Origin of the sequence: Pseudomonas fulva NBRC 16637 = DSM 17717 (assembly GCF_000730565.1) — a bacterium.
Classification (GTDB): domain Bacteria; phylum Pseudomonadota; class Gammaproteobacteria; order Pseudomonadales; family Pseudomonadaceae; genus Aquipseudomonas; species Aquipseudomonas fulva.
Genome location: NZ_BBIQ01000002.1, coordinates 21201 through 43847 on the forward strand (window position 1 = coordinate 21201; position 22647 = coordinate 43847).

The following is a 22647-nucleotide window of genomic DNA, read 5'->3' on the forward strand; positions in this document are numbered from 1 at the left end:
GCCAGGCGGGTTAGCCGATCAGGTACAAACCTGCATGCTGCACCAGGTCCAGCAGCGGCTGCGGGTACACACCCAGTACGAAGACGAGCAGGGCGACAGCCAGCAGCATGACGCCACCGGTGCGCTGTTCCCACTTCAACGGTGCGTCGTGACGGCGCAGGTTAGGCTCGACCAGGTACAGGGTGACCATCACACGCAGGTAGTAGTACACACCGATGGCACTACCGATGACCAGCGCGCCCACCAACCACCACAGCTGCGACTCGACACCGGTGGCAATGATGTAGAACTTGCCGATGAAACCAGCGGTGAGCGGGATACCGGCGAGCGACAGCATCATCACGGTCAGCACGGCGGTCAGGTAGGGGCGACGCCAGAACAGACCGCGGTACTCGTACAGCGCGTCAGCATCGCGGCCACCGTAGGGCGAGGACATCAAGGTGATGACACCGAATGCCCCAAGGCTTGTGAGCACGTAGGTGACCAGGTAGACGCCCATGGCCTCCAGCGCCAGGCCCTTGCTGGCCACCAGCGCGATCAGCAGGTAGCCGAAGTGGGCGATGGACGAGTAACCCAGCAGGCGCTTGAGGTTGCTCTGGGTCAGCGCCAGCAGGTTACCGACCAGGATCGACGCCACGGCGATGATGGCAAGCACCGTGCTCAGCACACCGCTGCTGGCGGCAGGGGAGAGCATGAACAGGCGGATGACCACCGCGAACACCGCAACCTTGCTGGCCGTGGCGAGGAACGCGGCGACCGGGGCCGGAGCACCTTCGTACACATCGGGCGTCCACAGGTGGAACGGTACCAGCGACAGTTTGAACGCCAGGCCGACCAACATCATGCCCAGACCCAGTTGAGCCAGCAGGCTCGGCATGCTGGTGGCAGCCAATGCCTTGCCCAACTGGTCGAAGGTCAAGCTGCCGGCGTCGGCGTACAGCAGCGCCATGCCGAACAGCAGGAAGGCAGAACCTGCTGCCGACAGCACCATGTACTTGATGCCGGCTTCAAGCGAGCGCTTGTTGAAGAACGCATAGGCCACCAGGCCGTAGACCGGTACCGACAGCAACTCCAGGCCAATGAACAGGCCCGCCAGGTGGTTGGCGCTGACCAGCACCAGCCCGCCCAGTGCCGACATCAGCAGCAGCAGGTACAGCTCTTCGCGGTTGCCCGGGAAACCCTTGGCGCCTTCGCCCAGGTAGGCATGGGCGAGCGTTACGCATGCCAGGGTCGCGACCAACATGATTGCCATGTAAAGGCAGGCGAACTTGTCGATGGTGATCAGCGACGTGACCGCCAGTGGCGCGACCTTCAATGCTGGCAGGATCGAAAGCAGGGCCAGGTTCAGCCCCACGGTGGACAGCAGGAACGTCTGCGAGTGATTGCGCTTCCAGGCGATCGCCAGCATCACCACCACCGTGGTGATGGTGGTGATCAGCATCGGCGCCAATGCGATGAAGTGTTGAGTGGTGAATTCCATAGCGCTCTTACCGGGCCGAAGCGAGTTGAGTGAAAGCGGAACCGAGCCACTGCTGCACACCACTCATGGTGGCGGCAGAGGTGTCGAGGAACGGCTGTGGATACACGCCCAGCAGCACCAGCAGTACCGCCAGGCCCAGCACCATGACCAGCTCGCGGGTGTCCATGCCGGCCAGTACGGTGTCCGATTTGCTCGGGCCGAAGTAGGCGCGGTGAATCATGATCAGCGAGTAGACCGAGCCGAATACCAGGCCGGTAGTGGCGATGACGGTGATCCAAGGCACGTGCACGAAGCTGCCGATCAGGATCAGGAACTCACCCACGAAGTTGCCGGTGCCTGGCAGCCCCAGGGAGGCGGCAGCGAAGAACAGGCTGATGGCAGGCAGGTAGGCGATGCGGTGCCACAGCCCGCCCATCTGGCGCATGTCGCGGGTGTGCAGGCGCTCGTACAACTGACCGGACAGGATGAACAGCGCGGCAGCCGACAGACCGTGAGCCAGCATCTGGATGACCGCACCTTGCAGTGCTTGCTGGCTACCGGAATAGATGCCGATCAGCACGAAGCCCATGTGAGAGACGCTGGAGAAGGCGATCAGGCGCTTGATGTCGGTCTGGGCGAAGGCCAGGAAGGCCCCGTAGAAGATGCCGATCAGGCCCAGGGTCATGGCGATGGGCGCGAACTCTGCCGATGCATTGGGGAACAGCGGCAGGGCGAAGCGCAGCAGGCCATAAGCAGCGGTCTTGAGCAGGATACCCGCCAGGTCCACGGAACCTGCGGTCGGCGCCTGGGCGTGGGCGTCGGGCAACCAGGAGTGGAACGGCACCACCGGCAGCTTCACGGCAAAGGCAATGAAGAAGCCCAGCATCAGCAGGTATTCGGTACCGGCCGGCAGGTCGGCCTTGAGCAGGTCGCTGTAGTTGAACGTGATCACACCGGTGTTGGTGTAGTTGACCAGTACCAGGCCCAGGATCGCCACCAGCATGATCAGGCCGCTGGCCTGGGTGAAGATGAAGAACTTGGTCGCCGCGTAGATGCGCGTCTTCTTGCCGTCCGCCGAGCTATGACCCCAGAGCGCGATGAGGAAGTACATCGGCACCAGCATCATTTCCCAGAAGAAGAAGAACAGGAACAGGTCCAGCGCCAGGAACACACCGACCACACCACCCAGGATCCACATCAGGTTCAGGTGGAAGAAGCCGACGTGGCGCTGGATCTCTTTCCAGGAGCACAGCACCGACAGCACGCCCAGCAGGCCTGTGAGCAGGATCATCAGCAGCGACAGGCCGTCGAGGGCCAGGTGGATGCTGATGCCGAAGCGCTGGATCCACTGGACTTTGTATTCCAGGGCCCATGCAGGCTCGGCGCCCGGAGCCGGGGCAAGGGTGTAGTCGCCGTTAGCCCACAGCCACAGGCCGATGCCGAGCAACAGGGACATGGTCAGCAGCGCGATCCAGCGCGGCAGGGTAGCGCCGAAGCGCTCGCCCAGCCAGCACAGGAAGCCGCCGATGAAGGGGATCAGGATCAGCCAAGGCAAAATCATGACGGGTTGGTTTCCTTTTGCAGGGTCGCAAGGTTCGCAAGGTTCATGGTCATACCGCGGCCACTACCACAGCGCCGAGTACCAGCACTGCGCCAATGGCGATGGAGGCGGTATACCAGCGCAGCTGGCCCGTCTCGGTCTTGGTCATGGCCACGTGGCCACCGCGAGCCAGACGAGGGATCAGGCCGATACCGCGGTCAACCGGGTCTTTGCGCAGCAGGTGGCTGATCAGCAGGTAGGGCTGGACGAACAGCTTGTCGTAGATCCAGTCGAAGCCCCAGGCCGCGAACCACCAGGCCGACAGCACGCGGCCGATGCCACTGTTGGCCACCGCGCTGACGAAGCTGCGCTTGCCCAGGAACAGCAAGGCGGCGAGCAGGATACCCGCAATGGCGATGGCGCCCGAGGTGATTTCCAGAGCATGCTTGGCCTCACCGCCGGCATGGCCTGCGCTTTGAGGCAGCACGTCAGCCAGCGGCGGTGTGATCCATGCGCCGACGAAGGTCGACAGCACGATCAGCACGCCCAGTGGCAGCCAATGGCTGATGCCGTGGCCGGCGTGGGCTTCGGTCTTCGCTTCGCCGTGGAAGGCGATGAAGATCAGGCGGAAGGTGTACAGCGAGGTCATGAAGGCGCCGAGCAGGCCGGCGTACAGCAGGCCGGAGTTGCCGCTGGCAAAGGCTTCCCACAGGATCTCGTCCTTGGAGTAGAAGCCTACGGTCACGATCGGCAAGGCCGCCAGGGCAGCGCCACCGACCACGAAGCTGGCGTAGGCCAGCGGCAGTTTCTTCCACAGCCCGCCCATCTTGAAGATGTTCTGCTCGTGGTGGCAGGCCACGATGACGGCGCCCGAAGCCAGGAACAGCAGCGCCTTGAAGAAGGCGTGGGTCATCAAGTGGAAGATCGCCGCATCCCAGGCGCCGACGCCCAGTGCCAGGAACATATAGCCGATCTGGCTCATGGTCGAGTAGGCCAGGATACGCTTGATGTCGGTTTGCACCAGTGCAGCGAAGCCTGCCAGCACCAGGGTAACGCCACCCACCACGCCCACCAGGTGCAGGATGTCCGGCGCCAGCAGGAACAGGCCATTGGTACGGGCAATCAGGTAGACACCGGCCGTTACCATCGTCGCCGCGTGGATCAGCGCCGACACCGGGGTCGGGCCGGCCATGGCGTCCGCCAACCAGGTCTGCAGCGGTAGCTGCGCGGATTTGCCCACTGCGCCGCCGAGCAGCATCAGCGTTGCCAACACCATCCAGGTATCGCCGGCCTGGAATTTCTGCGGTGCCAGCACCAGCAGTTCCTGGACGTTCAGCGTGCCCAGCTGGGCGAACAGGATGAACAGGCCGATGGCCATGAACACGTCGCCGATACGGGTGACGATGAAGGCCTTGAGCGCTGCGTTACCATTGTTGCGGTTGCTGTAGTAGAAACCGATCAACAGGTAGGAACACAGGCCTACGCCTTCCCAGCCGAAGTAGATGAACAGCAGGTTGTCGCCCAGGATCAGGAACAGCATGCTGGCGATGAACAGGTTGGTGTACGAGAAGAACCGTGAATAGCCGGTCTCGCCACGCATGTACCAGGACGCGAACAAGTGGATCAGGAAACCCACACCTGTCACTACGCCCAGCATGGTGACCGACAGGCCATCGAGGTACAGGGTGAAGTTCGGCGCAAAACCATCCACCGACATCCACTGCCACAGCAGCTGGCTGTACGCACCGCCTTCAGGCGGGGCGACGTTGAATTGCCAGATCACGTAGGCGGCCGTGGCCGCCGACAGGCCAACCGAACCGACGCCGATCAAGGCGGACAGGTTCTCCGAGAACCTCCCGCGCGAGAACGACAGCAGCACAAAGCCCACAAGGGGAAAGACGAAAGTCAGGAAGAGAAGGTTCATCCGCGCATCTCACTGGCAGCATCGATGTCGAGAGTGTGGAAGCGGCGATACAGCTGCAGCAGGATGGCCAGGCCAATGCTGGCCTCGGCTGCTGCCAGGCTGATCACCAGAATGAACATCACCTGGCCATCGGGTTGGACCCAACGGGCACCGGCGACGACGAACGCCAGGGCAGAGGCGTTCATCATGACTTCCAGGCTCATGAGCACGAAGAGGATGTTGCGGCGGACCATCAGGCCAACCAGACCTAAGCAGAACAGGATGCCGGCGACGGCCAGGCCATGTTCGAGAGGGATAGCACCCATGATTTACTCCTTCGCCTCATTGCGGCCCAGGTGGAAGGCGGTGACCGCTGCCGCGAGCAGCAGCATCGACGCCAGTTCGACCACCAGCAGGTAGGGGCCGAACAGGCTCACACCCACTGCTTTCGGGCCCACGGTGGTACCGCTGATGGCAGCGCCGCTGGGTGCGACGAACAGCACGTACAGCAGCTCCACCAGCAACAGGGCGCCAAGGATCACCGGCCCTGCCCAGATGCCGGGCTTGAGCCAGCCGCGCTCCTGGGCGACCGAAGCCGGCCCCAGGTTGAGCATCATCACCACGAAGACGAACAGCACCATGATGGCGCCGGCATAGGCGATCACTTCCAGGGCGCCCGCGAACGGCGCACCCAGGGAAAAGAAGATCATCGCCACGGAAATCAGCGAGATGATCAGGTAGAGCAGGGCGTGCACGGGGTTTGTGCCGGTCACCACCCGAAGGGTGGACACCACGGCGATCCCGGATGCGAAGTAGAAAGCGAATTCCATCTTTCTGTCCTTATGGGAGCAAGCTCTTCACGTTGATCGGCTCGGCTTCGTTCTGCGCAGCGCCTTTCGGCTTGCCAGCGATCGCCATGCCCGCAACACGGTAGAAGTTGTAGTCAGGGTTCTTGCCGGGGCCGGAGATCAGCAGATCTTCTTTCTCGTACACCAGGTCCTGACGCTTGAACTCGGCCATTTCGAAATCCGGAGTCAGCTGGATTGCGGTGGTCGGGCATGCTTCTTCGCACAGGCCACAGAAGATGCAGCGCGAGAAGTTGATGCGGAAGAACTCCGGGTACCAACGGCCGTCGTCGGTTTCTGCCTTCTGCAGCGAGATGCAGCCCACCGGGCAGGCCACCGCGCACAGGTTGCAGGCCACGCAGCGCTCTTCGCCGTCAGGGTCGCGCGTCAGGACGATGCGGCCACGGTAGCGCGGCGGCAGGTACACGGGTTCTTCGGGGTACTGCAGGGTGTCGCGCTTGCGAAACCCGTGGGAGAACACCATGGCCAGGCTGCGCAGCTGGGTGCCGGTGCCCTTAACGATGTCGCCGATATACTTGAACATGGGTCAAATCCTCACTGGGCCGCGACGGCTGGCGTGTTGTAAAGCACGATCGCAGCGGTCACCAGCAAATTGATCAGGGTCAGCGGCAGGCAGAACTTCCAGCTGAAGTCCATCACCTGGTCATAGCGTGGGCGCGGAATGGAGGCGCGCAGCAGGATGAACAGCATGATGAAGAACGCGGTCTTCAGGGCGAACCACAGGAACGACAGTTGCGGCAGGATGCCGAACGGGCCGTGCCATCCGCCGAAGAACAGGGTGACCAGCAGCGCCGAGATGAGGATGATGCCGATGTACTCACCGACGAAGAACATGCCCCATTTCATGCCGGCATACTCGATGTGGTAGCCGTCGGCCAGTTCCTGTTCCGCCTCCGGCTGGTCGAAGGGGTGACGGTGAGTCACGGCCACGCCAGCGATGAAGAAGGTGCAGAAGCCGAAGAACTGCGGAATGATGAACCACAGGTTCTGCGCCTGGTACTCGACGATGTCGCGCATGTTGAACGAACCGACCTGTACCACCACGCCCATCAGCGCCAGGCCCAGGAACACTTCGTACGACACGGTCTGGGCCGAGGCCCGCAAGCTGCCCAGCAAGGCGTACTTGTTGTTCGAGGACCAGCCGGCGAACAGGACGGCATAGACCGACAGACCTGCCATGGCGAAGAAGAACAGCAGGCCGATGTTCAGGTCGGCCACGCCCCAGGTCGGGGTGATCGGAATGACCACGAAGGCAATCAGCAGGGCGCTCATGGCCACGACGGGTGCCAGGGTAAAGATCACGCGGTCGACGAAGGGCGGGTTCCAGTCTTCCTTGAAGAACATCTTCAACATGTCGGCAGCGATCTGGAACATGCCGAACGGGCCAACGCGGTTCGGACCGTAACGGTCCTGCCACCAGCCCAGCAGGCGCCGCTCGATGAAGCTGAGCAGCGCGCCGCAGACCACCACCGCCAGCAGGACCACGATGGCCCTTAGCACGGTGAGGATCACGTCGATCACTTCGGGGGTGAACCAGCTCATTGTGCTGCCTCCTGCAGGCCTTCGACGGATGCCCCGAACACGGCAGGCGGGATGCCGGCCAAGCCCTTGGGCAGCGCGACCAGGCCAGCGCCCAGCGCTTCATTGATACGCAGCGGCAGGCGCAGCGCCACACCCGCGACGTTCAGGTCCAGCAGGGCACCTTCGTTGACGCCCAGGCGATCGGCTTCGGACTTGGCCAGGGCCACGTAGGCAGCCGGGATGCGCGTTTGCACCGGCGCGGCACGCGAGGAGCTTTCTTCGCTGCCGAACAGGTGGAAGAACGGTACCGCTGTCCAGGTGCCGCGGGCCGGGTTGAAGGCGCCAGGTACCGTGGTGAACCAGGCCAGGCCATCACCTTTGGATTCGATCAGCCGCACGCCTGGGTCGCCGGCACGCAAGTGACCACCCACCTCGTCCTGAAACTTGTTCCAGGCCTGGGGCGAGTTCCAACCTGGCGACCAGGCGAACGGGACCTGCTGGCGTGGCTCGGCCGAGCCCGAATACCCTTCCATGGAGAAGGCGAACGCGGTATCGCGATCTTGCGGGGTACGCGGCTCGTGCACGCTGATGTTGGCGCGCATGGCGGTGCGCCCGGAGTAGCGCAGCGGCTCACGGGCAAGCTTCAGGCCCTTGATGCGGAAGGCGGCGCTTGGCGCGGCATCGACGATGCCAGCCAGTTGCGGGGCCGCCTGGGCGCAGGCGTGGGTAACGTGGTCCAGTTGGGTCCAGTCCACGGGCTTGGCCAGCAGGGTGGCACGCAGGGCGTGCATCCAGCGCCAGCCTTCGTGGACCTGGATGCTGCTGTCCAGGTACTGCGGGTCGAACACCTGGAAGAAGCGCTGGGCACGGCCTTCCTGGCTGACCAGGGTGCCGTCGCCTTCGGCGAAGGAGGCGGCGGGCAGTACCAGGTGAGCGCGCTCGACCGTCGGGGTTCTGGAGTGGTCGGCAACGATGACCACCTTGGCCGCTGCCAGGGCAGCATCCACCTTGGCTGCAGGGACGCGGGCGTAGAGGTCGTTTTCCAGCACCACGATGGCGTCGGCCTTGCCGTCGATGACCGCATCCAGTGCAGCGTCGACCGACTCGCCACCCAGCATGGCCAGGCCAAGGCTGTTGGCTTCAGGCACCACCAGGCTCAAGGAGCCTTGTTTGTCGCGCAGCTTCAGGGCCTTGGCGATGTTGGCGGCTGCTTCGATCAGCGAAGCATCGGCCAGCGAGGTGCCGGCAATGACCAGCGGGCGCTTGGCCGCGATCAGGGCATCGGCGATGCGCTGGGCCAGCGCCTTGGCCTCGTCGTCCAGGCCGGCGACGGCTGGCGCACTTGCGTCGATGGCATGGGCCACGGCAAAACCGAGACGGGCCAGGTCCGCCGGGGCTGCATGCACGCATTCTTCGGCCACGTCGTCGAGCTTGGTCTCGGCCAGGCTGGCGATGAACAGGGGGTACAGCGCATGCTGACCGATGTTCTTGACGGCAGCGTCGAGCCACGGCTGAACCTTCATCGCCTCGGCCATGGCCTCGGCCTTGCCCTTGGTGGCCTGGCGCACGGCCAGGGCGACGCGGGCAGCGGTCTGGGTCAGGTCTTCACCGAGCACGAATACCGCATCATGGTCTTCGATGTCGCGCAGGGTCGGAACGGGCAGGGGGCTGTTGTTCAGCACATCTAGCGCCAGACGCACGCGCGTCAGCTCATCGGCTTCCATCCCGCAGTGGAAATACTCGGCACCGACTAGTTCGCGCAGGCCATAGTTGCTTTCGAGGCTGGCGCGTGGCGAACCGATACCGACGATGGTACGGCCGCGCAGCAGGTCGGCGGCTTTGTCCAGGGCCGCGTCCAGGCCCAACTTGGTGCCGTCGGCCAGTTGCGCCTGGCGTGGACGATCCGTGCGGTTGACGTAGCCATAGCCGAAGCGGCCTCGGTCGCACAGGAAGTACTGGTTCACCGAGCCGTTGAAACGGTTCTCGATGCGGCGCAGTTCACCGTAACGCTCGCCTGGGCTGATGTTGCAGCCACTGGAGCAACCGTGGCAGATGCTCGGGGCAAACTGCATGTCCCACTTGCGGTTGTAGCGCTCGGAGTGGGTTTTGTCGGTGAACACGCCGGTTGGGCAGACTTCGGTCAGGTTGCCCGAGAACTCGCTTTCCAGCACACCGTCTTCGACGCGCCCAAAATACACGTTGTCATGGGCGCCATAGACACCCAGGTCGGTGCCACCGGCGTAGTCCTTGTAGTAACGCACGCAGCGGTAGCAGGCGATGCAGCGGTTCATCTCATGGGCGATGAACGGGCCGAGGTCCTGGTTCTGGTGGGTGCGCTTGGTGAAGCGATAGCGGCGCTCGTTGTGGCCGGTCATCACTGTCATGTCTTGCAGGTGGCAGTGCCCGCCTTCCTCGCACACCGGGCAGTCGTGCGGGTGGTTGGTCATCAGCCATTCGACGACGCTGGCGCGAAACGCCTTGGACTCGTCATCGTCGATGGAGATCCAGGTACCGTCGGATGCAGGCGTCATGCAGGACATGACGATACGCCCGCGCGTGTCGTTCTCGTCGGTGTACTGCTTGACCGCACATTGGCGACAGGCACCGACGCTGCCAAGCGCCGGGTGCCAGCAGAAATAAGGGATGTCGAGGCCAAGTGACAGACAGGCCTGTAACAGGTTGTCTGCACCGTTGACTTCGAGCGCTTTGCCGTCTACGTGGATAGTGGCCATTGTTCAAAGTTCTTCGTTGGCCCGCGTGAGCAGGCGTGGCTAATGGAAATCGGTAAGCCTGCGACACGCCGCGATCGGGTCGGGCCTGTCGGCAAGCTGGCGAGTGGCACGGACCACCCGCAGGAACATCGTGTTATGCGCCGACTACGGTCGGCCCGGCCTGAAGCGGTCTTGCCAGGTCAGGGCGCAACGCCTCGCCAGCGACAACCGGTGCGACACCGGCCTCGAACTCCGAGCGGAAGTACTTGATGGCACTGCCAAGCGGCTCCACCGCACCGGGTGCGTGGGCGCAGAAGGTACGGCCTGGGCCGAGGAAGTTGACCAGCCCCAGCAGGGTCTCGATGTCTTCGGCGCGGCCCTGGCGGTTCTCCAGGGCGCGCAGCATCTTCACGCTCCAGGGCAGGCCGTCACGGCACGGTGTGCACCAGCCGCACGACTCACGGGCGAAGAACTCCTCCATGTTGCGCAGCAGCGAGACCATGCTGACACTGTCGTCCACCGCCATGGCAAGGCCGGTCCCCATGCGGGTGCCGACTTTGGCGATACCGCCCGCGTACATTTGCGCGTCCAGGTGCTCGGGCAGCAGGAAACCGGTGCCGGCCCCGCCTGGCTGCCAGCACTTGAGCCGGAAGCCGTCGCGCATGCCGCCCGCGTAGTCCTCGAACAGTTCGCGTGCGGTGACGCCAAACGGCAGCTCCCACAGGCCTGGGTTCTTGACCTTGCCGGAGAAGCCCATCAGCTTGGTGCCATGGTCTTCGCTACCTTCGCGGGCCAGCGACTTGTACCAGTCGTTGCCATTGGCGACGATGGCCGGCACGTTGCACAGGGTCTCGACGTTGTTCACGCAGGTCGGCTTGCCCCACACGCCCACGGCGGCAGGGAAGGGCGGCTTGGAGCGTGGGTTGGCGCGGCGACCTTCGAGCGAGTTGATCAGCGCGGTTTCTTCACCGCAGATGTAGCGGCCTGCACCGGTGTGCACGAACAGCTCGAAATCGAAGCCGCTGCCCAGGACGTTTTTGCCCAGCAAGCCAGCGGCCTTGGCTTCATCGATGGCACGGTTGAGGTTTTTTGCCGCCGTGGTGTATTCGCCGCGCAAGAAGATGTAGCCGCGGTAGGCCTTCAGCGCGCGGGCGCTGATCAGCATGCCTTCGATCAGCAGATGGGGCTGTTGCTCCATCAGCATGCGGTCCTTCCAGGTGTTGGGCTCCATTTCATCGGCGTTACACAACAGGTAACGGATGTTCATGGACTCATCCTTGGGCATCAGGCCCCACTTCACCCCGGTGGGGAAGCCCGCGCCACCACGGCCCTTGAGGCCGGAGTCCTTGACGCTTTGCACGATCTCGTCAGCCGACATCTGCGCCAGCGCCTTGCGGGCAGCGGCGTAGCCGTTCTTCGATTCGTACTCGGCCAGCCAGACCGGCTCGCCGTCTTCACGCAGGCGCCAGGTCAGCGGATGGGTTTCAGCCGAGCGCGCGATGCGGTTGGCCGGGCCGAAGGAAGTGATGGTCATGCGTAACCCTCCAGCAGTTTGGAGACGCCAGCAGGCTGCACGTCGCCAAAGGTGTCGTCGTCGATCATCAGCGCCGGGGCCTTGTCGCAGTTGCCAAGGCAGCAGACCGGCAGCAGGGTGAAGCGGCCATCGGCAGTCGTTTGACCCAGGCCGATGCCCAGCTCGCTCTGGATCTGGCTGACCACCGACTCGTGGCCGCCGATGTAGCACACCATGCTGTCGCACACGCGGATAATGTGGCGGCCCACCGGCTGGCGGAAGATCTGGCTGTAGAAGGTAGCGACGCCTTCGACGTCGCTGGCCGGGATGCCCAGCACCTCGCCGATGGCGTGGATGGCGCCGTCCGGCACCCAGCCACGGGCTTTCTGCACGATCTTCAGGGCTTCGATGGACGCCGCACGCGGGTCCTCGTAGTGGTGCATTTCATGCTCGATGGCCGAGCGTTCGGTTTCGCTCAGGGCGAAACGGTCTGTCTGGATAAGCGTGCTGTTCATGCTTAGCGGTCCACGTCAGCCATAACGAAGTCGATACTGCCCAGGTACGCAATGAGGTCGGCGACCATGCTGCCTTTGATCACCGAGGGGATCTGCTGCAGGTGCGGGTAGCTCGGGGTGCGGATCCGGGTGCGGTAGCTCATGGTGCCGCCGTCGCTCGTCAGGTAGTAACTGTTGATGCCCTTGGTCGCCTCGATCATCTGGAACGACTCGTTGGCCGGCATGACCGGGCCCCACGACACTTGCAGGAAGTGGGTGATCAGGGTCTCGATGTGCTGCAGGGTGCGCTCTTTGGGTGGCGGCGTGGTCAGCGGATGGTCCGCCTTGTACGGGCCTTCGGGCATGTTGCGCAGGCACTGGTCGATGATGCGGATACTCTGGCGCATCTCCTCGACGCGGACCATGCAGCGATCGTAGGCATCGCCGTTGTGGGCCAGTGGTACTTCGAATTCGAAGTTTTCGTAGCCGGAGTAGGGGCGGGCCTTGCGCAGGTCGAAGTCGCAACCGGTGGAGCGCAGGCCGGCACCGGTGGTGCCCCAGGCCAGTGCCTCTTGCGTGTTGTAGGCGGCCACGCCAATGGTACGGCCCTTGAGGATGCTGTTCTGCAGCGCGGCCTTGGTGTATTCGTCCAGGCGCTTGGGCAGCCACTCGACGAAATCCTTGACCAGTTTGTCCCAGCCACGCGGCAGGTCGTGGGCGACGCCACCGATACGGTACCAGGCCGGGTGCAGACGGAAACCGGTGATCGCCTCGATCACCGTGTACGCGCGCTGGCGGTCGGTGAAGGTGAAGAACACCGGGGTCATGGCGCCCACGTCCTGGATGTAGGTGCCCAGGAACAGCAAGTGGCTGGTGATACGGAAGAATTCGGCGAGCATGATGCGAATCACGTCGACCTTTTGCGGCACCTGGATGCCGGCCAGCTTTTCCACCGCCAGAACGTACGGCAGGTTGTTCATCACACCGCCGAGGTAGTCGATACGGTCGGTGTAAGGAATGAAGCTGTGCCAGGACTGACGTTCGGCCATTTTCTCGGCACCACGGTGGTGGTAGCCGATGTCCGGTACGCAGTCGACGATTTCTTCACCGTCGAGTTGCAGGACGATACGGAAGGCACCGTGGGCAGACGGGTGGTTGGGGCCAAGGTTGAGGAACATGTAGTCCTCGTTGGCGCCCTGGCGCTTCATGCCCCAGGCTTCGGGGTTGAAGCGCGCCGACTCTTCCTCAAGCTGCTGCTTGGCCAGGGTCAGGCTGTAGGGATCGAACTCGGTGGCGCGGGCCGGATAGTCCTTGCGCAGCGGGTGACCTTCCCAGGTCGGCGGCATCATGATGCGGCTCAGGTGCGGGTGGCCAGCGAAATCGATGCCGAACATGTCCCACACTTCACGCTCGTACCAGTTGGCGTTGGGCCAGATGCTGGTCACCGACGGCAGGTTCAGGTCGCCTTCGCTGAGCGAGACCTTGATCATCACATCGCTGTTACGCTCGATCGACAGCAGGTGGTAGAACACGCTGAAGTCGGCGGCAGGCAGGCCGCGGCGCTGGGTGCGCAGGCGCTCGTCGACGCCGTGCAGGTCGTACAGCATGCTGTAGGGCTTGGCCACACCGCGCAGGAAGCTCAGCACTTCCTTGAGCTGGGCGCGCTTGACCCACAGCACGGGCATGCCGGTGCGGGTTTCCTGGGCGACGAATGCTTCGGCGCCAAAACGGTTGTGCAATTCGACGACCACATCTTGGTCGTTTGCCTTGTAGGGCGGAATGTAAATAGCGTTGTCCGCTGTCATGGTCTCGGTCGCTTTGGGTCAACGTTAAGAATGAAGCCAGGCCGCCGGCACCCTCGGGCGCCGGCGGCAGGTCGCTGGATCAGACTTCGTCGGGGCTGCGCAGGTTGGTGACGGCAATGCGCTGTTCACGACGCAGCTCCTTCTGGGCGGGCATCTCGGCACGGTAAATGCCTTGATCGCCCACGACCCAGGAAAGCGGACGTCGCTCTTGGCCGATCGACTCCTGCAGCAGCATCAAGCCTTGCAGGAAAGCCTCAGGGCGTGGCGGACAGCCGGGCACGTAGACGTCCACGGGGAGGAACTTGTCGACCCCTTGAACGACCGAGTAGATGTCGTACATGCCGCCGGAGTTGGCGCACGAACCCATGGAAATGACCCATTTGGGCTCGAGCATCTGCTCGTAGAGACGCTGGATGATCGGCGCCATCTTGATGAAGCAGGTACCGGCAATGACCATGAAGTCGGCCTGGCGCGGCGAGGCCCGGATGACTTCGGCGCCGAAGCGGGCGATGTCGTGGGGTGCCGTGAAGGCCGTGGTCATTTCCACGTAGCAGCAGGACAGGCCGAAGTTGTACGGCCACAGGGAGTTCTTGCGGCCCCAGTTGACGGCGCCACGCAGCACATCTTCGAGCTTGCCCATGAAGATGTTCTTGTGGACCTGGTCTTCGAGCAGTTGATCGGTGACGGTTTCCCGTTCACCGACCGGGTATTGCTCGTTGGGTGCGTCCGGATCGATTCTGGTGAGATTGTATTGCATGCCAAAGCCTCATTGTTTCAGCTTCGCTTGCCGCTTGCGGCGACCTTCGGGAGCCCAGTCAAGGGCCCCGACGCGCCATAGGTAGACAAGACCTGCCAACAGAATTGCTATGAAAACGAGTGCTTCGACGAACCCGGTCCAGCCGCTTTCGCGGACGGACACAGACCATGCAAAGAGAAAAAGGGCTTCGATATCGAAGATCACGAAGAGCATCGCGACCAGATAGAATTTTGCCGACAGGCGCAGGCGAGCGCTGCCGGTGGGCAGCATGCCGGATTCGAAGGGTTCGTTCTTGGCGCGACCCCAAGCCTTGCTGCCGAGCAGGCTGGACAGGCCGAGCATGAAGGCACACAGGCCGACGACACCCAGAAGGAAAATGGCAAAGCCCCAGTTGTGGGCGATGAGTCCTGCCGAATCGGACATGCTTCAAATCCTTATACAGAGACCCAGCTCTGCAGTCTGAAATAAGTGTAGAGCGGCGACGTGGTGTCGCACTTGCAGTGACCAAATGTCGCAGCTGAATCAATCCTGCTGATTTTATGGGTAAACCCGGTGCAAGTAAAATTTCCGTAGCAAATTTATTCGCAGGTTCAACAACACATTCGGCTTGTAACTGGCTGAAAGCCTTGAGATTCGGGCATTGCGCGTGCTTTTGTTAATTATGTTTCTTGCGAGTGGTAACGAATTACGAATTGAGTAATGATAATTAATATCATTTAGCGCTGCGCTTCTTAGTTGGTCCGTTCTGCGCCGTGTAAAGTTCATCTGCAGATTTCCTGTGCTTGCAAATGCGAAAAGCGCGTGTTCTAGCAGTTTTCGACACGCTGGGTACCGCTCTGGATCAATACTAAAGCGTGAGCGCGGTGGTTGGGTCATGTGCCGGTGTGGTCTGTAGCATAGACCAGGGTGCTCTGATTGCCCTGACCTTGGGACAGGCGCTAGGTGGGCGGCGCTCGCTTTCTGCGACACCGTCTACGCAAAGGAGGTGGCTAGGCGCCAGGTGCAGTTGGGCGCAAGGTCACTGGAATGTCGGATTTAACCCCTTCCCTGTAGGGCATTTCCCAAACATACTCTTGCCGCCTGTTTTCCGTTGCGGCTGCCCGGGTGGCGCTCTAGTCTCGGCCTGTCGTTGCTCATCAACGACACAGCTTTGACAGGCTGTGACCGTAAATAGTGCGCGGCTTTCCTATATGGTGGCTGTGCGTGCGGGCACGCTTGCGTGCGCCGGAACTTAGCTATTTCCGCCGGTCTGTCAACCCACGCACAGCTGCCGCCCTTCTGTTTGACAGCAGGTGGGTGGCCAGCCCTAGAAGGTAAATAGCTATGTTGAAGATAGTCCCTGATCCACCCCGCAACTCCCATTCCCTCGAAGACACCCTGACCCAGGCCACCGACCACGCACTCTGCGCAGCTACCGTGGTGCATCAGGTCTTGCTCCTACAGCCCAGGTCCCCGGCATCGATCCTGATGATGACCACGATGCATGAACTCGAAGCGCTTCGAGCTTTGCTTGAGTCGGCCTTGATCCAAGTGCAGATCCCGGCGGGTGCCAAGCCTTTGCATTGAAGCTGGTCGATGTGCAGCTACAGCCGGTCTTTGGCGGTTAAGCCGCGCCTTCCCGATCACCGCAGCTCGCAAGGTTCCACATCCACGGCGGGAGCGGATCTGGCTGCGTCAGGGGCCGGCCATGCAGTAGGAAATTTCCAGGGGATTCGAAAATGACCACAGAAGACACACAGTTCACCGTCGGTCAAACCACCTTTTGCCAAGGCGAAAACGGCACCCACGCGTTGTTTCGCATCGAGCCCGGCATACCGTGTCGGGATGCTCGCGAGCAGTCGTCGGAGTTGATGGGTTACGTTCGCGAATTGACCATCATCGGCCTGACGGAAGAGAGGCCGATGATGATCTGGGCGGCCCACTACCTCAGCGCCATGGCCAAAGCGTTGATGGACGACGCCGAGCTGGGCATGGCGCAGTGATTTTCGGCCAGATGGCCTAGCCTAGCGACTTGCGTGGTCTGGCGCCGCGCAAGGCCGCTGCTACCGCGTCAGGCGTACCAGATAGATGCCGGTACGAGGATCTGTTGCAAGCTTCAGGTTACAGGCGACAAGCGGCTGGCCATTGCTTTGACAGCTGACCTCCAGGGCCGTCCCGCTCTCCCCGACAAATGCCCAGCCAGCAGTACCGAAATCATCGTCCAAGGTGCCATCACCGTTGAAGCGCAACAGGGCAAATGGGTCGCGTGCTGCTTCGTCTTCATACAGCACGCTCAGGTAAATTTTTTCGTGATCGCCTGGTTGCCCATCGAAGGCTAGGTCCAGCGCGGAAGCCATGACCAATGGGTTCTTTTGAATAATGACAGGTTGCCCTGCATTGAAATGGGTGTTGGGCGTACCGTCGCATTTGAAAGACATGAGCGCGGAACCTTCATCATAGGTATTGATGTCGGTCCGGCACGCCAGCACGAAGTCAGTGTTGGAGATGGACTGTTCAAGACGCGCTGCAAGCAGCGTGTGCCCGGGCGTGCTCAACTGCAAATGGCCGCGCGCGGCAAACGTCTCGTCAACGTTGGCTCGGTTATCAAGGCGGGTCACGATGACGTGGCTGTGGTAATCCTCGGTAGGCATGGGCGCGTGCGCGGCATAAATACCTTGTTCATTTACCGCTATCGTGCCCAGTAGCACGGGCTGCCCCTGGTGTTCAGCGCGCCAGAAGCCGGTGCCATTGAACTCGGTAGCCAAATCCCCTTTCAGCGAAATGGCAACAATATGATCGCGCGAATGAAAGTAGAGGACGCCGTCCCGAATTCTGCCGCTGGCGCTTTGCTGGACATTGGAACTGCGGTGCTTGGAGGCGGGGGTTGACTTGATTGGCCGGTCCTGGCGCATGGAGCTGATCGACCGATAAACACGGTAGGCCTGTCCATTTTCGCCAAATTGCGTGTCGGGCTTACCATCTGGGAGCAAGTGAAAGACGACGGGACAAAACGAATTCGGGGCATCGTTGTAGTCACCTACCACATAGATTCCCTCGGTTTCGTCCGCAACGATCGTGGACAGATAGACCCGTAAGGCACCGGTGTATTCAACGGTGGCGACCCCGTCGGTTGCAAACTCTCGGTCAGGCGCTCCGCCAGCTCCTAGCCGTAGCAGTTTGATGTATTGCTCAGCCCTGTGAGCCGAGGACAGGAGGATGTGTCCGGTTGATTCGAGCAACGCCATTGGGCCAGCGTGGTTGTAGTGGTTGTGCCAAAAGCGGCCTCTTGAAGCAAACGTAGGGTCCAGCTCACCGGCTTTGGAAATCGTTGGCATGATGCGACTCCTGATTGGGCCAGTCGCAAGGTTTACAGAAGAGGCTGCTGCAAAAAACTGGTAATACTGCTAGGCGTCGATTGCAGAAAAACTCATCGCGCTTTGCGAAGCCCCTTGTTCTTTGCCAAGAAACCCCGGGCCGCGTGCAGGTTTGGTGTGGCTTGATCTGGCCAACTTCAGCAAAAAGAAGGCCCGGTGCCTTCACAAGCTCCGGGCCTTCGTTCAACCGCAACCCACTGGTTAGTGGAACTGCTCTTCCTCAGTCGAACCGGTCAGTGCGGTCACCGACGAAGCCCCACCCTGAATCACAGTGGTCATGTCATCGAAGTAGCCCGTACCCACTTCCTGCTGATGCGCCACGAAGGTGTAGCCCTTGCTGGCGTCGGCGAACTCCTGCTCTTGCAGCTTGACGTAGGCGGTCATGTCGTTGCGGGCGTAGTCGTGCGCCAGGTTGAACATGCCATGCCACATGTTGTGGATGCCGGCCAGGGTGATGAACTGGTGCTTGTAGCCCATGGCCGACAGCTCGCGCTGGAATTTGGCGATGGTGGCATCGTCCAGGTTCTTCTTCCAGTTGAAGGAAGGCGAGCAGTTGTACGAGAGGATCTGGTCCGGGTACTCCTTCTTGATCGCTTCGGCGAAGCGGCGGGCTTCGTCCAGGTCCGGCTTGGCGGTTTCGCACCAGATCAGGTCGGCGTAGGGGGCGTAAGCCAGGCCGCGGGCGATGGCCTGGTCGAGGCCGGCGCGTACTTTGTAGAAGCCTTCACGGGTGCGCTCGCCGATCACGAACGGCTGATCGTATGGGTCGCAGTCACTGGTCAGCAGGTCGGCGGCGTTGGCGTCGGTACGGGCCAGAATGATGGTCGGCACGCCCGAAACATCGGCTGCCAGGCGCGCGGCGACCAGCTTTTGCACGGCTTCCTGGGTAGGTACCAAAACTTTGCCGCCCATGTGGCCGCACTTTTTCACCGAGGCCAGCTGGTCTTCGAAGTGCACGCCAGCCGCGCCCGCTTCGATCATGTTCTTCATCAGCTCGTAGGCATTGAGCACGCCGCCAAAGCCTGCTTCTGCGTCAGCCACGATAGGCGCGAAGTAGTCGATGTAGCCTTCATCACCAGGGTTCTTGCCTGCCTTCCACTGGATCTGGTCGGCGCGGCGGAAGGAGTTGTTGATGCGCTTGACCACCGTCGGCACCGAGTCGACAGGGTACAGCGACTGGTCGGGGTACATGGACTCTGCAGAGTTGTTGTCGGCAGCTACCTGCCAGCCCGACAGGTAGATGGCCTGGATGCCTGCCTTGACCTGTTGCACGGCCTGGCCACCGGTGAGGGCGCCCATGCAATTGACGAAGTCTTTTTCCGGGCGGAACGATGGATGTGCACCTTGAGTGACCAGTTTCCACAGCTTTTCAGCACCCAGGCGGGCCAGGGTATGCTCCGGCTGCAGGGAGCCACGCAGGCGAACGACATCGGCGGCGGTGTAGGTACGGGTCACGCCTTTCCAGCGCGGGTTTTCGGCCCAGTCTTTCTCAAGGGCTGCAATTTGCTGTTCGCGTGTCAGTGCCATGGAAGTAAACCTCGTCGCATCGATCTTGGATTAGTTGTGCGGATGCTCGGGGCAGATCAGGGCGCTGGCGGCAGTCCTGTTCAAGCGGGTACGGCGGCAGCGGGCAAGGATGGGGTGCAAGTCGGGCAGTCATGTACATCAGTGCCCCTGCAGGTCGGCTCGTGGATGCCTCGCTGCGGAGCTACACGAATGCTGTGACGGCGGTGACGCACTTGAGTCCCTCGAAACCACTTGCTCGGTGCAGTCGCAACCTCGTCGAACGGCCTTATGGGCTGTACGGACACGGGGCGCCTCCACGGTGACGGAGGGCGCCCCAAGGCCCTTGCCAGGGCCCCTGATTAGCGGGAGCGAGGCCATCATGCCCTCGCTAAAAAGTGCCTGTCAAACGTTTTGTAGTGCTTTTTTAGATCTACTACATCTTTGGTCTAATACGACTCATCAGTCAGTTCAGAGGCCTTTGGTCGAGGCCGCAGACTGTCTCGGATCAGTCCAAAACATCGACTTTTACCCGCACTGTCATGTTTTTTCCCCGTTCAGTGCTGTAGGTATGGCTTCCGGTACTAAAGCCGGCCTGGCTCTGCTGGTTATACCCGGCCATATCGATCCACTCACCCACCTTGCCGGTGAGGGTTGTGTCGGTGCTTTGAACATCCACTACATCTGCACGTTCGCGGCTGATGCGATCATTATTAGTGCTGATCTGGAGGCGAACGGTGTCTCCAGTGAGCGTCGGTGTTACGTAAAAGCCTTGGGTTACATTGCGGTATTGGGTATCGCTCTGCACACGCCCATATCCATCGGTACTGGAGCTGGTTACGGGGATGCTCTGGCCGACCTGAACCAGCGCTGGCTGACCTTCACTGGCCTGGATCTGCTGCACGCCGCCGTCGCGGTTGGAGGTGCCGCGGCGGATGATCTTCGCGTTGCCGCGCGTATCCTGAAATTGGCTGTCGCTGGTATCGACGCTGATCAGCAAGCGTTTGGCGGCGGTGTCCAGTTGCTTGAGTAGCTCACGCAGTTCGCCAATGCGTTGCGGGCTGGCATTGACGATGAGTTTGTTCTCGAAGGCGCTGACAGTACCGTCCTGGCCGATGAAGGCTTGCGCGGGCGGCAGCAACTCGGCGCTGCTGCGGTGCTGAAGTGGCACGACCTCAGTTTGGGCTTGTGCGGTCAGGCTGACCAGCAGTGCCAGCGAGATGAAAAGCGGGCGTGTGGACATGGGCAGGGTCTCCGTAAAAGGTGAGTGTAATCGCTGCATCGGCAGCACCCGAACTTCCTGAGCCATTTCGCAGCAATTGATGCCTGGGCCCTCAGTAGTGCCCACCTGTGGCTCGGCCTCCACAAGGAGGGTCTTGAAGGGCAGGGTAACGGCTGAACCTTGGCAGGGGCCGTGGGTCGCAATCACAGGTTATCCGAGGACGACTGTCATGAAACGCTGGTTCATCGTATGGGCGTGCTTGTGGAGCGCCGGTCTGCAGGCGGCGCCTGATACGCTGCGCATCCAGCAACTGCAACGCTGCGGTGATCGACTGAGTGCCGAGCGCCAGCAGTGGTGCCTGCGCGTGACCGGCCTAGGTGAACAGGCGCCAACACTCAAGGTTGGGGGTGTGGCGGTACCTGCTGGAGCGTTGGAGCGCCAGGGGGACACGCTCACGCTGACCCTTGAACACCCGTCTGGGCCAAGTGCGCCGTTGTGGCTGGAGGTCGACGGGCAGGCCAGCAACCCTGTGTGGTTGACCCGTCAGCGCAGCCATGTGGTCGCCGCAGGCCCCGATGAAGTGGCCAAGAACATGGACGGCCTGACCACCTACCTGAATCTGGTCAGTGTGCTGATAGAGGAAAGATACGACGGTCTGCAGGAGGCGCGGCGCATTGCCGACAAGTACGGGGCGCAGGTGGTGGGTGCCATAGCGCCACTGAACGTCTACCAATTGCGCTTGCCGGTGCACGATCTGGTGCAACGGGACGCCATGATCCTACGCATGGGCACGGAGGTCAGTGTCGATGCGGTGATCGTTGAAGAGTCGGCTCCCGAGCGGGGCGAGGAGGGGGACGGGCGCGCCGAACCGGCCATCACCCAGGCGGACGAATGGGCCGCCAACCGCTTCATGGACGCCCTGTACTACTATCAGCGCCGCATCCCTGCATCCAGAATTCCCGTCCAGCCTGTGCGCGTGGGGGTGATCGAAAGGGGTGTGGACTTCGATGCGCCTGGCTTCAAGGGTTATCGCGGCGCCTGCCAGCACGGGCAGACATGCGTGTATGCCAGGGACGGCAGCGAGCCTGCTAGCCATGGCACCCACGTGGCGGGCATTTATGCCGCCCAGGACGAGGGGTTTCTCGCTGGCCTGGGCAAGGCCAGCCCGGGGTTCGATGTGATCGTCGACCGTAATTCCGATGCCGGTATCACGGCCAATATCGCTGCATCGGTCAACCTGGTGCAAGACGGTGTGCGGGTGCTGAATTGGAGTTGGGGCATCCACCGAGTAGGTGCGCGTAACATCAAAGGGGATGAGGTCGATTCGCTGGTCCGTTCCGGGCTGGCCATGAGCGGTTACGAGGAGCTGCTCGAGGAGTTCTTCCTGTGGCTGCGGGCCAAGCATCCGGATGTCATCGTGGTGAATTCGGCGGGTAATGGGGCTTCGTGGTCGAGCACGGACGAATATCGGCTACCGTCGTCATTCGTCACCGAACAGTTGCTCGTGGTGGGCGGCCATCAGCGCAGTGAACACGCTGTCCCGGTCAATGACCCGCGCCATGTGCGCAAGCGCCACAGCTCCAACATCGACAGCCGCGTGGATGTCAGTGCCGCTGCATGCCTGCGGCCCTCCGGCGCAAAGCCCCATTGCGGCACGTCCTATGCCACGCCTTTAGTGGCGGCCACCGTGGCCGCGATGCTGGCGATCAATCCGGCGCTGACCCCAGCGCAGGTGCGCATGTTGCTACGGCGTAGTGCGCTGACCCTTGGCGAGCAGCAGGATTTCGAGGCGATGGATGCCGAGGACCTGACTGCCCCCATCTTGCCGTCGGAGCGAGGCGGGCGCCTGGATGATCCGGACCTTGGGCGGTCTGCACGGCTGGACATGCAGCGTGCCCTGGATTTGGCGGTGCAGAGTCGCGATCGGGTGCGCTGATCGGTGGCTCCTGCCTGACAAATTCCGTAACATCGCGCCTTTACTTTCGCGCTCCGTCCGTTCT

At 62.0% G+C, this 22647-nt stretch carries 19 protein-coding genes; 3 read left to right on the top strand and 16 right to left on the bottom strand.

All coding sequences use genetic code 11. The features are described from left to right. Positions 1-10: 10 nt before the first annotated feature. The 13 genes from nuoN to PFU01S_RS02695 form a co-directional block, all read right to left on the bottom strand. Positions 11-1480, bottom strand: coding sequence for an NADH-quinone oxidoreductase subunit NuoN (gene nuoN / locus PFU01S_RS02635; RefSeq protein WP_023534778.1), 1470 nt, complete (start codon positions 1478-1480; stop codon positions 11-13). Between the two features lie 7 nt (positions 1481-1487). Next, a complete protein-coding gene (gene nuoM, locus PFU01S_RS02640; RefSeq protein WP_023534786.1) occupies positions 1488-3020 on the bottom strand; it encodes an NADH-quinone oxidoreductase subunit M in 1533 nt (510 codons plus the stop codon). Between the two features lie 49 nt (positions 3021-3069). Next, positions 3070-4923, bottom strand: coding sequence for an NADH-quinone oxidoreductase subunit L (gene nuoL, locus PFU01S_RS02645; protein WP_028686574.1), 1854 nt, complete (start codon positions 4921-4923; stop codon positions 3070-3072). Beyond that, the gene (nuoK, locus tag PFU01S_RS02650) at positions 4920-5228 is read right to left on the bottom strand and encodes an NADH-quinone oxidoreductase subunit NuoK (protein ID WP_003251446.1); all 309 of its coding nucleotides are present in this window, start codon (positions 5226-5228) and stop codon (positions 4920-4922) included. Before nuoK ends, nuoL begins: the two co-directional genes overlap by 4 nt. A gap of 3 nt (positions 5229-5231) precedes the next feature. Beyond that, a complete protein-coding gene (gene nuoJ / locus PFU01S_RS02655) occupies positions 5232-5732 on the bottom strand; it encodes an NADH-quinone oxidoreductase subunit J (RefSeq protein ID WP_023534783.1) in 501 nt (166 codons plus the stop codon). Positions 5733-5742: 10 nt separating this feature from the next. Continuing rightward, positions 5743-6291, bottom strand: coding sequence for an NADH-quinone oxidoreductase subunit NuoI (nuoI, locus tag PFU01S_RS02660; protein ID WP_023534793.1), 549 nt, complete (start codon positions 6289-6291; stop codon positions 5743-5745). Between the two features lie 11 nt (positions 6292-6302). Beyond that, complete coding sequence (nuoH, locus tag PFU01S_RS02665; protein ID WP_027916254.1) at positions 6303-7310, bottom strand: NADH-quinone oxidoreductase subunit NuoH; 1008 nt, start codon at positions 7308-7310, stop codon at positions 6303-6305. Then, on the bottom strand, positions 7307-10021 hold the full coding sequence (gene nuoG, locus PFU01S_RS02670) for an NADH-quinone oxidoreductase subunit NuoG (RefSeq protein ID WP_028686573.1): 2715 nt from the start codon (positions 10019-10021) through the stop codon (positions 7307-7309). The genes nuoH and nuoG overlap by 4 nt, the downstream gene beginning before the upstream one ends. Positions 10022-10154: 133 nt before the next feature. Continuing rightward, positions 10155-11534, bottom strand: coding sequence for an NADH-quinone oxidoreductase subunit NuoF (gene nuoF, locus PFU01S_RS02675; protein WP_023534745.1), 1380 nt, complete (start codon positions 11532-11534; stop codon positions 10155-10157). Further along, positions 11531-12028: an NADH-quinone oxidoreductase subunit NuoE gene (nuoE, locus tag PFU01S_RS02680; RefSeq protein ID WP_027916252.1), complete on the bottom strand. Its 498-nt coding sequence runs from the start codon at positions 12026-12028 to the stop codon at positions 11531-11533. The genes nuoF and nuoE overlap by 4 nt, the downstream gene beginning before the upstream one ends. A 2-nt stretch (positions 12029-12030) precedes the next feature. Then, positions 12031-13812 carry an NADH-quinone oxidoreductase subunit C/D gene (gene nuoC / locus PFU01S_RS02685; RefSeq protein WP_023534867.1) on the bottom strand — a complete coding sequence of 594 codons (1782 nt, stop codon included), beginning with the start codon at positions 13810-13812 and terminating at the stop codon, positions 12031-12033. 79 nt (positions 13813-13891) lie between these two features. After that, the gene (locus PFU01S_RS02690; protein WP_023534774.1) at positions 13892-14569 is read right to left on the bottom strand and encodes a NuoB/complex I 20 kDa subunit family protein; all 678 of its coding nucleotides are present in this window, start codon (positions 14567-14569) and stop codon (positions 13892-13894) included. Positions 14570-14578: 9 nt separating this feature from the next. After that, positions 14579-14992: an NADH-quinone oxidoreductase subunit A gene (locus PFU01S_RS02695; protein WP_008096178.1), complete on the bottom strand. Its 414-nt coding sequence runs from the start codon at positions 14990-14992 to the stop codon at positions 14579-14581. Between the two features lie 900 nt (positions 14993-15892). Here PFU01S_RS02695 and PFU01S_RS02700 point away from each other — a divergent pair. Next, a complete protein-coding gene (locus PFU01S_RS02700; RefSeq protein WP_027916251.1) occupies positions 15893-16135 on the top strand; it encodes a hypothetical protein in 243 nt (80 codons plus the stop codon). Positions 16136-16287: 152 nt separating this feature from the next. Then, positions 16288-16551: a DUF3077 domain-containing protein gene (locus tag PFU01S_RS02705; protein ID WP_027916250.1), complete on the top strand. Its 264-nt coding sequence runs from the start codon at positions 16288-16290 to the stop codon at positions 16549-16551. Between the two features lie 60 nt (positions 16552-16611). Here PFU01S_RS02705 and PFU01S_RS02710 read toward each other — a convergent pair whose 3' ends face one another. The 3 genes from PFU01S_RS02710 to PFU01S_RS02720 form a co-directional block, all read right to left on the bottom strand. Next, on the bottom strand, positions 16612-17883 hold the full coding sequence (locus tag PFU01S_RS02710) for an NHL repeat-containing protein (protein ID WP_154665183.1): 1272 nt from the start codon (positions 17881-17883) through the stop codon (positions 16612-16614). A 240-nt stretch (positions 17884-18123) separates the two neighbouring features. Further along, on the bottom strand, positions 18124-19449 hold the full coding sequence (aceA, locus tag PFU01S_RS02715; RefSeq protein ID WP_023534769.1) for an isocitrate lyase: 1326 nt from the start codon (positions 19447-19449) through the stop codon (positions 18124-18126). 484 nt (positions 19450-19933) lie between these two features. After that, positions 19934-20668 carry a secretin N-terminal domain-containing protein gene (locus tag PFU01S_RS02720; RefSeq protein WP_028686571.1) on the bottom strand — a complete coding sequence of 245 codons (735 nt, stop codon included), beginning with the start codon at positions 20666-20668 and terminating at the stop codon, positions 19934-19936. 208 nt (positions 20669-20876) lie between these two features. On the opposite strand from PFU01S_RS02720, the gene PFU01S_RS02725 reads away from it, so the two are divergent. Beyond that, positions 20877-22583 carry a S8/S53 family peptidase gene (locus PFU01S_RS02725; protein WP_028686570.1) on the top strand — a complete coding sequence of 569 codons (1707 nt, stop codon included), beginning with the start codon at positions 20877-20879 and terminating at the stop codon, positions 22581-22583. Positions 22584-22647: the final 64 nt, after the last annotated feature.